The 13,209-nt window shown below is 59.9% G+C and carries 12 protein-coding genes and 1 other RNA gene; 2 read left to right on the forward strand and 11 right to left on the reverse strand.

What is annotated here, in order from left to right:
- Positions 1 to 25: 25 nt before the first annotated feature.
- From GZ092_RS14085 to GZ092_RS14115, 7 genes are all read right to left on the reverse strand, one after another.
- Positions 26 to 178: a DUF3096 domain-containing protein gene (locus GZ092_RS14085; protein WP_293637297.1), complete on the reverse strand. Its 153-nt coding sequence runs from the start codon at positions 176 to 178 to the stop codon at positions 26 to 28.
- Positions 179 to 360: 182 nt separating this feature from the next.
- Positions 361 to 1,416, reverse strand: a complete 1,056-nt coding sequence (locus GZ092_RS14090) for an ABC transporter substrate-binding protein (protein WP_293637344.1) — start codon at positions 1,414 to 1,416, stop codon at positions 361 to 363.
- Positions 1,417 to 1,548: 132 nt separating this feature from the next.
- Positions 1,549 to 1,962 (reverse strand): MAPEG family protein, encoded by a 414-nt coding sequence (locus GZ092_RS14095; protein WP_293637345.1) that lies wholly within the window; start codon positions 1,960 to 1,962, stop codon positions 1,549 to 1,551.
- A 48-nt stretch (positions 1,963 to 2,010) separates the two neighbouring features.
- The gene (gene recR, locus GZ092_RS14100; RefSeq protein WP_293637299.1) at positions 2,011 to 2,637 is read right to left on the reverse strand and encodes a recombination mediator RecR; all 627 of its coding nucleotides are present in this window, start codon (positions 2,635 to 2,637) and stop codon (positions 2,011 to 2,013) included.
- A gap of 85 nt (positions 2,638 to 2,722) precedes the next feature.
- Entirely contained in the window at positions 2,723 to 3,055 is a 333-nt protein-coding gene (locus GZ092_RS14105; RefSeq protein ID WP_029524440.1) for a YbaB/EbfC family nucleoid-associated protein, read from the reverse strand.
- Positions 3,056 to 3,129: 74 nt separating this feature from the next.
- A complete protein-coding gene (gene dnaX, locus GZ092_RS14110; protein ID WP_293637302.1) occupies positions 3,130 to 4,971 on the reverse strand; it encodes a DNA polymerase III subunit gamma/tau in 1,842 nt (613 codons plus the stop codon).
- Between the two features lie 90 nt (positions 4,972 to 5,061).
- A complete protein-coding gene (locus GZ092_RS14115; RefSeq protein WP_293637304.1) occupies positions 5,062 to 5,829 on the reverse strand; it encodes a ParA family protein in 768 nt (255 codons plus the stop codon).
- Positions 5,830 to 6,066: 237 nt separating this feature from the next.
- Between GZ092_RS14115 and ffs the strand changes: the two genes are divergently transcribed.
- Positions 6,067 to 6,163: signal recognition particle sRNA small type (gene ffs / locus GZ092_RS14120), an RNA gene on the forward strand.
- Positions 6,164 to 6,236: 73 nt separating this feature from the next.
- Here ffs and GZ092_RS14125 read toward each other — a convergent pair.
- The 3 genes from GZ092_RS14125 to GZ092_RS14135 all read right to left on the reverse strand — a co-directional run bounded on the left by GZ092_RS14125 (position 6,237) and on the right by GZ092_RS14135 (position 11,470).
- A complete protein-coding gene (locus GZ092_RS14125) occupies positions 6,237 to 6,518 on the reverse strand; it encodes a hypothetical protein (RefSeq protein WP_293637306.1) in 282 nt (93 codons plus the stop codon).
- A gap of 120 nt (positions 6,519 to 6,638) precedes the next feature.
- Positions 6,639 to 10,184 carry a YhaN family protein gene (locus GZ092_RS14130; protein ID WP_293637308.1) on the reverse strand — a complete coding sequence of 1,182 codons (3,546 nt, stop codon included), beginning with the start codon at positions 10,182 to 10,184 and terminating at the stop codon, positions 6,639 to 6,641.
- On the reverse strand, positions 10,181 to 11,470 hold the full coding sequence (locus GZ092_RS14135) for a DNA repair exonuclease (RefSeq protein ID WP_293637310.1): 1,290 nt from the start codon (positions 11,468 to 11,470) through the stop codon (positions 10,181 to 10,183). Before GZ092_RS14135 ends, GZ092_RS14130 begins: the two co-directional genes overlap by 4 nt.
- 402 nt (positions 11,471 to 11,872) lie before the next feature.
- On the opposite strand from GZ092_RS14135, the gene GZ092_RS14140 reads away from it, so the two are divergent.
- Positions 11,873 to 12,559: an SOS response-associated peptidase gene (locus GZ092_RS14140; protein ID WP_293637312.1), complete on the forward strand. Its 687-nt coding sequence runs from the start codon at positions 11,873 to 11,875 to the stop codon at positions 12,557 to 12,559.
- Between the two features lie 68 nt (positions 12,560 to 12,627).
- Here GZ092_RS14140 and GZ092_RS14145 read toward each other — a convergent pair whose 3' ends face one another.
- Positions 12,628 to 13,068 carry a DUF1810 domain-containing protein gene (locus GZ092_RS14145; protein ID WP_293637313.1) on the reverse strand — a complete coding sequence of 147 codons (441 nt, stop codon included), beginning with the start codon at positions 13,066 to 13,068 and terminating at the stop codon, positions 12,628 to 12,630.
- Between the last annotated feature and the right edge of the window lie 141 nt (positions 13,069 to 13,209).

The following is a 13,209-nucleotide window of genomic DNA, read 5'->3' on the forward strand; positions in this document are numbered from 1 at the left end:
TTGAATGACGACGAATCCGGCGGCATCAAATCCGCAGCGAGCCGGTTCCAAACAGGCCGATCAGTCCGATGACGATCAGGTACACGGCGACAATAGAATTCAGCAGCCGTGGGATCAGCAGGATCAGAATGCCTGCGATCAACGCGACGATTGGACCAATGCTCATGTGAAGATTCATAGTTGCTCCCTGGATATTTATGGTTTAAAAGTGTAATCACAGCCCAAAACTGGACTGCACGGACATTTCACCAGAAACTTTAGACAGCCGCGTCGATGCAGGCGTCATGACGGCACGAATAGTTTGCAATCGTTTCAACAGACCGTCTCCAGACGGGTCCGTCATTCCCAGCGCGTGCTGCCTCAGGCCTTGAAACGCTCCTTGGCCCGCTGTGCAAACTCGTTGGTGTAAGTTTTTGACAGGTCAATCCTGCCAGGTTTGACGCTTGCGTCAAAACCGGCGATCGCCTTCAGGGCGGTACGGGGCGCTTCATCCGCCAGGATGCCGTCGAGCGAAATGGATTCGCGCACCTTGTTGAACGAGGCAATATACAGACCCCTGTCACCCAGCAGGTAATTTTCGGGAACAGTCTTGATGATATCCCCAGGTCCCGCCGTTTGAAGCCATTTCAGGCCGCGCACCATGGCATTTGCCAGCGCCTGGCAGGTGTTGGGATTTTTTCGGACGAAATCGATTGGCGCAAACAGGCAGGCCGCAGGCATCGGTCCTCCAAACAGTTCAGTCGTTCCCTTGAGGGTGCGGGCGTCACTGATGATCCGGACTTCGCCTTTTTGCTCCAGGATGGTCATGAACGGGTCGGTGTGGCTCATGGCATCCACCTGGCCTGAACGCAGCGCGGCCAGGGCACCTTCTCCCTCACCTACTTCCAGAAAACCCACATCGCTGGCTCGCAGGCCGCCTTGGGCCAACACCATGGAAGCCATCAGGGCGCTTGCGCTTTCCAGCGCAGCAACGCCGACTTTCCTGCCCTTGAGTTCGGCGATCGATTTGTAGCGCGGTAGACTTCGGGTCGAAATCCCGAATGCGATCTGGGGCGCCCTGCCGAGCAGCACAAACGACTGGACCATCTGCTGGGCAGACTGGAGGCGGATGATGTGCTCGAAGCCCGCCAGACAGATATTGGCTGATTTTCCCATCATCGCCTGCACGGCCTGTGTTGCGCTTTCATGGTCACTGATGCCAACGGTAAGGCCTTCCGACCGGAAATAACCCAGTTGCTCTGCAATGGTCAGGGGAAGACTGTAAAAAGCAGCCTTGTTACCTGCTGCAATGGTGATTTTCCGGATCTCAGGCTGTCCTTGGGCATGCAAGGTGGGCCAGACCAGTGTTGCTGCCGCCAATACGCTGCCGCCAGTAAACATCCGCCTGGACAGTCGGGGGAGTCGTTCAATACCCATTTTTTTCTTTTCGGTAGCCATGCGTTTCAGCATATCGAGCCCGAAAAAAAATCGCATCGGGGTCATCCCGTGCAGGTTGGTGTCAAAGCTCGCGTCTTTGTAACGGGAGGTGATTTCCTAATATAAAACCTGTCAGCGGAAGCCGGAAAAAAGGATGCCGATGTTGATGAAAAATGCAAGCGCCCAAATGATGGAGCGCGCATTGGCCCTGTTGCCAACATAGAGCGCGATATAGACGATGCGCAACGCGACAAACAGCACAGCAAGCATGTCGAGCCGTGCCTGACTGGCCTGGAGTTGGTGGGCAATGATGACTGCTGCAAAAAAGAAGGGAATGGACTCGAAGGTGTTGGCCTGCGCCGCATTGGCGCGCCCGCGCCAGTCAGTCTGACGCGCCAGCCAGGCCCGGGGATCGTTGTTGTCGTAACCACCTTTTGCCGGAGCGATTCGCATCAATCCGAATTTGGCAATGCCGGCGCAAACAATAGGCAGCAAGGCGGCCACCAGAACACACCAGTAGGCGATCGTGAAATGTTCAAGCGTCATGAGAATCCTTTTTTTGATGCCTGGCAGCGGCACTGGCTGCCTGCAGGCTTAACGTCGGTCGGTCAGTGCGTGGGCAATCGTTCCCAGGTCCACATATTCCAGTTCGCTACCCACCGGCACGCCGCGCGCGAGGCGGGTGACCTGCATGTTGCGGCTTTTGAGCGCCTGGCCGATTACATGCGCCGTGGCCTCGCCTTCAGCGGTGAAATTCGTCGCCAAAATGACTTCCTGAACTTCGCGGTCAGCAGCCGGCAGGAGTTCTCCGCTGTCGTCGCGGGGCGCCACGCGGTCGAACAACTTTTGCAGGCCGATGTCGTTCGGGCCAATGCCGTCCAGCGGGCTGAGCTTGCCCATCAGCACGAAATACAGGCCCCGGTAGGCCAGTGTCCGCTCCAGCGCCGCCTGATCCGCCGGGGTTTCCACGACGCAAAGCTTGCTGCGGTCGCGCTGCGGATTGGTGCAGGTCACACAAACCTCCTGCTCGGTCAGGGTGTTGCACAGCGCGCAATGCCCGATGCTCTGCACCGCATGGTCCAGCGCCCGTGCAATCTGCAAGGCACCAGGCCTGTCGTGCTGCAGCAGGTGAAAGGCCATGCGCGCTGCCGACTTGGCACCCACGCCAGGCAGCTTGCGCAAGGCCTGGGTCAGGCCGTCAAGGGCATCGGAGGGGATCATTTATGGATTGGGTCGAAGAATTTGATCAGTTGGGGACCGAGCGAAGGGGCGCTGCGCGCGTGCGTCGGTCCGTCCCGCAAAAAAACTAGAAAGGAAACTTCATGCCGCCCGGCAGCGCCGGCATGCCCGCCGTGAGCTTGCCCATTTTTTCCTGGCTGACTTCCTCGGCCTTGCGCACGGCGGCATTGAAGGCGGCAGCCACCAGGTCTTCCAGCATGTCCTTGTCTTCCGTCAGCAGGCTGGGATCGATCTCGATGCGCTTGACATCATGCTTGCATGTCATGGTGACTTTCACCAATCCGGCGCCGGCATCAGCCGTGACTTCGACAAACGCCAGGTCGTCCTGGGCTTTTTTCAGATTGTCCTGCATGGCCTGCGCCTGCTTCATGAGGCCTGCGAGTTGTCCTTTGTTGAACATGGTTTTTTCCTTTAAATGGAGTTGCTGAAACTGTCGCTGATCATATCGGCTGGCTATGGCAACCGCAGCCTGGCTCAGGGCGAAACGCTCTTGATGCTGCCCGGAACAACCCGGGCGCCCCATTCGCGGATCATGTCCTGCACGAACGGGTCGTTCTGGATCAACAGTTCTGCGGCGCGCTGGCGCTCGACCAGCGCAGCGCTGTTCCGGCGCGCCGGCGTATCGGTCACGGCGCCCAATTCGACGACCAGCCGGAGGTCTGGTTCGGCCAGTTCCACTTGAAGCGCGGTTTGAAGTTTTTCACGGGCTGCCGCCTGGTTTAATGACTCACGCTCGACACGCAGCGTCCAGAGGCTTTCGCTCCGGCCGCACAACTGCGACTGCAGCGCCAGTTCGCGCGTCAGGGCTGCGATGGATTCAGACGCCACCATCTGGTTGACGATCCGTTCCCATACATCGTCAAAGGAAACACTTTCTGTCCCGATGGCCGCCGATGGCTGGATGGGTGTTTCCGCCGGTACAGCCGGTGCTTCGCTATTGATAGCAATCGGTTTAACATCAGCATGCGCAGAAGCCCCATTTGACTCATTAAACGCCGTAAGTGGCAGCGCTGGCACTTCCTGGGTTGACACGGCCTGATGGGGGTCTGTCAATCGCTTCACAGGCGCGACCTGGGCCGCAGTGTAGCGGCTGGCAACAGGCGCCTCGCCCGGTTCAGGCAGCGACTTTTTTACCGGCTCGGCGGCACTCCCCGGCGCAGGCCTGACAGCGACAGGCTGTGCCCCAACAGCGGCCGGCTCAACGGTGGCTGACGGTTTGAAAGCCAGCAGGCGCAGCAGCACCATGGTCAGTCCAGCATATTCGTCAGGCGCCAGGCCCAGTTCACCGCGTCCGTGCAGGCACAGGCTGTAGAGCAGCTGGGTTTCATCGGCCGGCATGGCATGGGCCAGCCGGGCGGTTTCGACGATCTCGGGATCTGTGTCGTCATCACTGGCGCCAATGCCAGGTACGGCCTGCAGCACCGCCATGCGCTGCAGAATAGTGGCCATTTCTTCAAGCGTGGAGGCAGCGCTCAGGCCGTTGAGCCGCAGCACTTCCGAGGTTTCGACCACTGTGCGGCCATCGCCGCGCGCCAGCGCATCGAGCAATCGAAACACATAGCTGCGGTCCACGCTGCCGAGCATGACGCGCACGCTGGCCTCGTCGAGCTGGCCTGAGCCGAAGGCAATCGCCTGGTCGGTCAGCGAAAGCGCGTCACGCATTGAGCCGCGCGCGGCACGCGACAGCAGGCGCAGGGCTTGCGGCTCGGCCGGAACGTTTTCAATGGCCAGCACATGCACCAAATGCTCCAGCACCGTCTCGGGTGCCATGGGCCGAAGGTTGAACTGCAGGCAGCGCGACAGCACCGTGGCGGGCACCTTTTGCGGATCGGTCGTGGCAAGCACGAACTTGAGGTAGTCGGGCGGCTCCTCCAGCGTCTTGAGCATGGCATTGAACGCCGTGTTGGTCAGCATGTGGACCTCGTCGATCATGAATACCTTGAAGCGGCCCACTACCGGCTTGTAGACAGCCTGTTCGAGCAGCTGGGCGATTTCATCGACGCCCCGGTTGGACGCCGCGTCCAGTTCGGTGTAATCGACAAAGCGGCCGCTGTCGATGTCCCGGCAGGCGTCGCACACGCCGCAAGGCTGGGCGGTGATGCCGCCCAGCCCGTCAATGCCGGTGCAGTTGAGCGACTTGGCCAGAATGCGCGACACCGTGGTCTTGCCCACGCCCCGGGTGCCGGTGAACAGGTAGGCATGGTGCAGCCGCCCTGTGCCCAGCGCATTGCCCAAGGCCTGAACGACGTGCGACTGGCCCACCATTTCCGAGAAATTTTTGGGGCGGTATTTGCGGGCAAGCACTAGATAGGACATGGGCTCATTCTAAATTGCCCGGGCAGCACCTGAACCGCAGCCTGCGTGCGGCATGCACGGATGGCCAGTGTTTTGCGGCAGGCTGGCGGTTCAGGGCTCAAGCGCGGCATGCAGCTCCACCAGCGCCTGGGTCAGCTTGTGGCCGGGGTCCATGTAGATCATCGGCAGCGATTGTTCATGCGATTCACGAACCCTGATGGAAGCCGGCAGGTAAGGATGCAGCACAGGCAAACCTTCTTCTATCAGTTCATTGACAATGCGCTGCGGCAGATTGGCGCGTGGCTGGAACTGGTTGACCACAATGCCCTCGACCACCAGCCTGGCGTTGTGATCCGCCTGGATTTCCTGAACGTTTTCAAGCAAGGTGTACAAGGCCTTTCGTGAAAAATCGTCGCAGTCAAAGGGAATCAGACAGGTGCGTGCCGCGATGAGCGCCGAGCGGGTGTAAAAATTGAGCGCCGGCGGTGTGTCGATGTAAATCCTGTCATAGCTGCCGGACAGTTGCTGCAGTGCCTCGCGCAGTTTGAAGATCTTGTGACGGGACTCCAGCTTGGCCTGCAATTCATCAAGCTTTGGGCTGGACGGCATCAAGTCAAGCCCTTTATGCGGCGTGGCAACAATGAATTCGGCGGGCGAAACATTCCGCAAACTGAAACTCAGGGTATTTTCAAAAAATCCGCCCACGTCTGGCTGTCCATCGGTAGCCGCCTTGCCCATCAGGTAAGCGCTGGAGTTTCCCTGCGGATCCAGGTCAACGACAAGCGTACGCAAGCCCTGGCTGGCACTGATGGCGGCCAGATTGCAGGTGATGGTGGACTTGCCTACTCCACCTTTTTGATTGAAAACAACGCGTGGCATGAAGCTTCCTTGTGCGGCAGTAGTGAATAACCGATTGTGCCTGCGATGATATGGGCGCGAAGGGTTGGCGCGAGCACAGGCAGCCCTTCGAACTGACGGTCTGGCAGAGGCGGGAATACAGTTTGCAGCTTTTTGTGGCGGCACAGTATGAGGGATGATTGAAGCTGCAGGTACCGGTTTTATGAAAATTCTCCGTATGCGTCAAAGGGCGAAGCCATCGCCCCTATAATCCGGGATGACGGGCCTTCCCGCATGGTAAAGCGGCCAACCGGGTCAGATGGGGAACCAAGCAGCCCTAACTGCGGAGCCAGTGCCGGGGTCAAGGCTCGTCACCTAATTTTTGCAGTGCGTTTCTTACAAATGCATGCCGAGCCCACTGAATCAACAGCTGGCGCGTTGCGAAAGTCCTACTCGCTGACTTCTTCAATCGCAAGCGTTGTCTGCAGTGCATGACTGGCAATCTGCTCGGACATCAGGGCCAGCGATGCCAGTGCATAAGTCCCGCTGATGATTCCCTTGTAGGCTATTTCGGCAGCCACGGCTTCCTGATCGAGGCCTTCCGTGGCGGCGACGATGCAGTCCTCCATGGAGCCCAGACCCACATCGGAATACAGCGTCTCCCCTTCGTAACTGACGCTGTATTCATACAGGTCCTGCTCCATCGGGTCGATGTGGAAACGAACAATCATGCAATCTCCTTGTCTTCTTTTGAAGTTAAAAATGATAGCTATCAGGGCTTGCAGTTAGTCCGCTGAGGCAACAAATCTCTTTTAATTTTACTTTGGCAACCTTCAGCACCCGCGCCTGCTTCACTGGCCGCGCGCAAAGCCAGCTTCAAGCTGATGAACCCGCAATTCACTTTCCCCGACAGCGCTGGTCGCCAGCGCCAGCAGGTGATGGTGGTGGGTAAACACCAGCACCTGTGATGCAGCCGCAAATTTTGCCAGTGCGCGGAACATGTGGCTGGCGCGCTCGTCGTCGGCGGTCATGAACACATCGTCGAGCACCAGCGGCATCATCCGGCCGGGTTTGCGCTGCACTTCCAGCGCGGCCAATCGCAGGGATAAGTACAACTGATCGGCCGTTCCTTCGCTCAAGGCCGAAATCTCCACGGCCTTGCCCTGTGCGGGCTGGGCGAGCAGCAGCGGCGTGTCGCTGTCGGCATCAACCACCAGCCGCACAAAACGCCCCGCCGTCATGAGCCGGAAGTAGTCGCCTGCCAGGGCCACCACCGGACCCTGTGCCTTTTCGCGGTGGCGGCGCAAGGCTTCGCCCAGCAGCGCTTCGGCCAGCTTGAGCCGCGCCCATGGCCGTACGCCAGCGCGGTAGCGGGCGATGGCGGCTTCCATTTCTTCCTTGGCCTGGGCAGCTTCGTCCGACGTGTCGATCTGCGCCAATGCAAGACGGGCGGCCTGCTCCGCGTCGATAGCGGTCTTTTCGTCTGACTCCAGCGTCAGGATCGCCGCCGAACAGAGCTGTTTTTCCTGCTCTATGGCCACGCTGTCCAGACTGGCCAGATCGTGACGCAGGGCGCAAGCGTCCTTGCGCGACGTCCGTGCGAGTTGGTCCTTGAGCCCCTGAAGGCGCAGGCGCAGCGCGTGCAGCTGGCCCGAGCGAATTTCTGCCTCCGGCAACTCGTCGGCATGCCGCACCCCTGCCTGGCCCACAAGCTCTTGAAGTATTTGATGGACGTCTTCAAGACCTGACAGCGCGCGTTGCCGGCGGGCGGTTTCCTCGTCTTCCCTGCGTAGCAGGGAGGCCTTTGCCAAAGCCGCCTCGCGGGAGCGCGAGAGCCGACGGGCCATCTCGTCGATCCAGGCATCCCGGTGATCCCAGACAGGCTCCTTCAAGAGCCGGCCCAATGCAATGGCCCCATGGGTGGCAGCTTCTTCGCTCGCCTGCATTTGCTTGAGTTGCTGTTGGTGGCCTACATGCAACTGGTAGTCATTGACCCAATGATGGAGTTCAGCAAGCCGCGCCTTGATGGTGGGCGCTTCGGCATCCTGCTCCAGGGACAGGCGGGAGCAGTTCCGGTCCAAAGCCACGCGGGCGTTCTGGATCCATCGGGTCAGCTCGGCATCCCGGGCCTGATCGGCCTGAAGACCCTGCCCCAGGCTGTCCAGGTCAACACGCCAGCGCTGCATCGCAGCCTGGACCGTCACCAGTTCACGCTCGGCGGCGGTGCCCAGCGCGACCAGCACAGACAGTGGCAGCGATGTTTCGGGGAGTGCATGGCCCAGCGCGCGCAGGGCGTCAGACAAGCCCTGGAAGGATGCCGCCATCTGCTGCGTCAGCCAGTCATGGGAAAGTCGGGTCTGCGCAAGGCGCTCATGCTGGTCTAGCGCCGTTTGACGGACTATCAGCCACTCCCGTACCCCGGCTGCCGTGCTGGCGGGAATCCCCAGACGCGACAGGGTTTGGTGCCAGCCGCTGTCCAGCGACGCCAGTGCGTCGGTGTGTTCGACTTCTCGAGTCTGCAAAACGACCAGCGTCTGCATCATTTCTTCAATGCGCTGCCCGCATTCAGCCACTTCGGCGGCTCGCTGCGCCCCCTCGCGCAACAAGTCGGCCTGCCGGTCGGCTTCGGCCAGCGTCTGCTCGAAACGCAGCGGCAATGGGTTGCCGAACATGTCGTTACTTGCAAGCTTGACTGCTTCCTTATCAGAATTGATGTATGCAGACCGTATGGCCTGCCAGCTCGCTTCCCGCAGTTCCCTGGCCCGGCGCAACGTGTCAGCCGTTACGACCTCGCCGGTGGCAGCCAGGCGCTTGCTGCGCCGATGCTGCAATGCCAGATCGGTTTGCAACTGCCCGGTATGGTTCTGGTTGAGCGCTGCCTGCTTGAGCAGTTCGCTTCGTTCGTGTTCCCAGGCATCGATTTCGGCAACGGCCAGCCAGCCCGTGAGGGTCAGTTGCACGGGCAACTGCAGCCCCATGTCGCGCAGTGACCCGTTCAGCTTGCGCTGTTCCGTGTCCAGCCCGGCCTGCAGTCCCAGCAACCGCTGCTGCGCATCGCCCAGCGACCTGGCCTGCTCCAGCGCCGACACCAGGGCCTGTCGCAAATCCGCTGCCGGCTCGGGAATTTCCTCGCGCCGAAGTTGCGCCAGTTTGCAACTGTCAGCGGCCAGCCGCACCTGGACATGCTGTAACTCGATGCTCAGTGCCTGAAACGTTTCCAGCGTGCGCAGCAGCTCGGCCTGGTCGGCTGCCGACGGCGCTTGCCTGAAAAATTCTTCCAGGCTGTCAACTCCCTGGCGGCAGGTCTGCATCTGCTGCGCCCGCAGCATCAACTGCCGGCCTTCGTCCTCGGTTGCGGCCTGCAGCTTGAGGCGGACATCGCGCTCGCGCCGCACCAGGGACACGTCAGCCTCCAGGCGGTCGATGGCCGCAGCACGGGTGAGCAGCAGGGGCTCGATTGCCAATGCCAGCAGCAAATGCCGGCATTGTGCAATCGCTTCATCGGCTTCGAGCAGCGCGCTTTGCGACAGCGTCTGGTGCTGGAGCGCGGCAAGCCTGCAGTCCCGGGCGTCGGCTGGCAGGGACACGTGACTTTGTATCGCGGTCCACTGGCTTTCGGCCATGTCCAGTTCGCGAAGCAAGGGTTCAACCGCCCGCAGTTCGGTCAGTTCCTCAAGCCGCCGGCGCTGGCCGGCCAGTTGTTCCCTTGCGTTCAAAAGTTGTGCTTTCGCCTCGTCATGGACGCGCTTGAGCGCCTTCCACTGGTCGGGCTTGGTCACGGCGTGCCGGTAGCGCTGCCGGGCCTCTTCAAGTTGCCGCGCGGCTTCATTGAGGATGGGTAGCTGGCCTTTGGGAACGAAGTATTTCTTCGCATCGGCCTGCAGCGTCTGGAGCATGAGCTTGATCCCGGCCGAACCGGTGCTGGCCTCGAAAAGCGCTGCGCCCAGTTCGCCTTCGCCCTGTATCAGCATCTGTCCGCCCTTGCGCAGATGCAGTGAGTTCAAGCCATACATGGTGTCGAACTGCTCGCGCGCCACCCCGCCGGTCAGCGCCAGCAGCACCTCGGGGGAAACCGCAGGACCCGTGGCAGGCATGCCAGTTAACGGATCAGCGCTGGTCAGGGGATCCTTGTTGCCCTTGCGACGCGCCAAGCCTACATCACCGCCGGCCGCGTCCTCGAAACATCCGGCCAGCAGCATGTCCCGGAAGCCATGCACAAAATCATCCTTGCTTCGCGGGGGTATGCCATAGCGCAGATCGGTCATGGCACGCAGAGCCGAAGACTTGCCCGCCTCGTTGGCACCATAGACCAGGTGCAGGTTGGCGGCACCTGAGAAGTCCAGTGCGGCATTGGTGAACGGACCAAACGCCGAGAGAAAAAATTTCCGGATTTTCATGAAATCACTTCGTGGCTCGTCAGTCGCGCCAGCAGGGTGGCCTCTGCATCCTTCAACAGGACCAACAGCGCAGCGCCATCGTCCAGCCGGGGAATTTCCGTGGCGGCATCGGCCGCCTCATGGGCCATGGCCGCGAGTACTTCTGCAGGCACCTTGCCGAGCACTTCGGCCAGCACGTCGCGGCAAAAACTCTCCAGACCCGTCGGGTCGGCTGCCAGCGAGTCAACCCAGCGCACCAGTTCACCCAGCGCATCGTCGCCCTGCTCGACGCGCGACCGGTCCAGGGGCGAACGCATATCGAGCTTGACCTGCTCAATCCAGACCTCCACGCCAGACACATCCTGTGCAGCGGCCTGGACGGCTGCGGCCAGCGTTCCGGGCTGGCGCGCTTCCAGCGCATGCAAGTGGGTTTCGCCGGACAGCACCACCCGGACCGCATGCAGCACATCCACCTCTTCAGATGCTGCAATTTCCAGCGCCTGCGCAACCCGTAAAGGCAATTCGTCCAAGGTTTTCACGGGCTGCAAATCGATGTCGATCTGGTGCCAGCGAACCACCGCCAACGGCATAAAGCGGGTCGTCATTTGGGCATCTTCGACCGTGACCAGCTCGCACCCCTTGCTGCCGGTTTCACGGGCATGGCGGCCCTGAAGATTGCCTGGAAACACCACCCGGGGCTGTTCGCAAATCACCTGCCGCGCATGGATGTGTCCCAGCGCCCAATAGTCGTAGCCTCTGGATTTCAGGCTCGACAAGGTCGTTGGCGCGTAGGTGTCATGTCCGCCAATGCCGGTCAGGCTGGTGTGCAGCAGGCCAATGTTGAAATAGCCCGGTAACGCTGAGGGGTAGCCGGGTACGAGGTCTTCGGGCACCTCACGGTCCGGAAAGCTGTGCCCGTGAATGGCCACGCCCAGAGCCTCCAGACACACGGTTTCTGCGGCGCGGCTGGAAAATACCTTGACATTGTCAGGCCACGGAATCTGTCGCGTGATCACGCCACGGGCATCGTGGTTGCCCTGCACGATGAACACACGAATGCCATGGCGGCCCAGGCGGACCATCTGTTCGCGCACGAACAGGCCGGTATGGAAATCCTGCCAGTCCCGGTCGTACAAATCGCCAGCAATGAGCACAAAATCGACCCGCTCATCGAGCGCCATATCTACCAGGCGCTCCAGCGCGCGGCGCGTGGCACCACGAAGCCGCTCCAGCGGTGCGCCTTCATAGCGGCTCAGCCCACGAAGGGGGCTGTCGATGTGCAGGTCGGCAGTATGGATGAAACGCATGCAAGTCACTTTCTTGTCTAGTCGGCTGCCTGATTTCGGTCAGACTGCATGCGATTGTGGGGCAAGGATAGGTCAGTCGCAAAAAATTAAACACTTCATTATTTATAGCAACAAAGATATAACAGGAAAGCGGAGAGTGCCGATTTGATCAAAAAATTTTCTTATCGGAACACGTAGCGGCATCAACGTGGCCAGCGCTTGATAAATCGTCCATGCGGCTCTCTTATGCACTTTCTAACGCATCCGCCTGTTTTTTAAGCGCTGCCCGCCAGCCCAGAACTGGCGCCGCTTTCTGGACTTGTCCCTGCGCTTATCCACAAGCTAAACCACAGGGGGCGGGGACAAGTCGCCGCCCCGGCATTTCGCCATTCACGTTGTGGCATGCCCCATTAACATAGCGACATGTGCGCCCACTATGAAGCAGTCCAGGACCGACAGCGTTACCGACGTCATTTTGATATCGAGCCACCGGCCGATTCGGGCCGGTCGGACGTCTGGCCCCTGTACATGGCCAGTTTGATACGCCGCCCGCCTGAAGCCGACGCAAGCGATGAAGCCGTGCCGGCATTCGAAGCCCTGTCCGGCCAGTTCGGTCTGATTCCGCACTGGGCCAAGGACGCGGCTATCGGCAAACGAACCTACAACGCGCGTAGCGAGACTGCCGCCAGCAAGCCGAGTTTTCGGGATGCGTGGCGCCAAAGCCAGCGCTGCATCATTGCGGTTGACGCCTTTTATGAGCCGGACTGGCGCAGTGGCAAGTCCGTGCCGACCCGTTTCAGCCGCACCGATGACAAGCCGATCGGCCTGGCAGGACTGTGGTCACGTTGGAAGTCGCCCTCCGGTGAAGTGGTGCACAGCTATGCGCTGCTGACCATCAATGCCAGTGCTCACCCGCTAATGAAGCATTACCACAAGCCCGACGATGAAAAAAGAATGGTGGTGGTCTTGCCCGACGGTGCTTATCGGGACTGGCTCACGGCACCGGTGGAACAGACCATGGACTTCATGCAGCCCTGTCCAGGTGATCAGTTGAAAGCCGAGGTTGCTGTGAAGCCTTCCAGGAAGGATCTTTTTGGCGACAGAAATTGAAGCGCAGATTCCGTGGACATGTCGATGCTGCACAGCCAAAGGGCTTTGCCGTGGCCAAGCATCGGCATTCAACCTACCATGTCAAGCAATCTGAGTGTGTTTTCATCAGACTGGACGCCAGAAAAGCGTTGCAAGGCCCACCTGAAAACTTTTTCATCCGGTGCGACCTGTGCAAAAAGCGTCATGCACGACCTGAATTTAAGGTCATCCGGGGATCCGAAAATCTCATGGGCCGTTTTGTCGTCGACAGCAAGAACAAGTTCGGTACATTCCTTAAGACGCCTTCCAAGGACAGAGTGCTGCCAATAGGCCAGCGCTTCCTTCCTTGATTCGATGCCGAAGTGTCTGGCGATGCTGCTTCGGCCAAGGGCCTTCAATTGAGGAAAGACAAACCACATCCAGTGGCCAGTCTTGTTTCCTGCCGCCAGTTCTTCACAGACCGCTGTATAGACGCGATCCTGTGCGGTCATAAACCGCTCCAAACCATTCAATGCCGGATTGCTATCCACGTTGACTCCTGCAAACCGCACCACTTGTCGCCTTCTAACTCGGCATCCGATTTGATGGCATCGATTGTGCGGCATCGCAACACGCATTCGAATAACAGGGGAAACCCGAATTTTTCTCGTTTATCGGACCCGCATTAAGTG

The sequence above is a fragment of the Polaromonas sp. genome (assembly GCF_010365105.1).
Classification (GTDB): Bacteria; Pseudomonadota; Gammaproteobacteria; order Burkholderiales; family Burkholderiaceae_C; genus Polaromonas.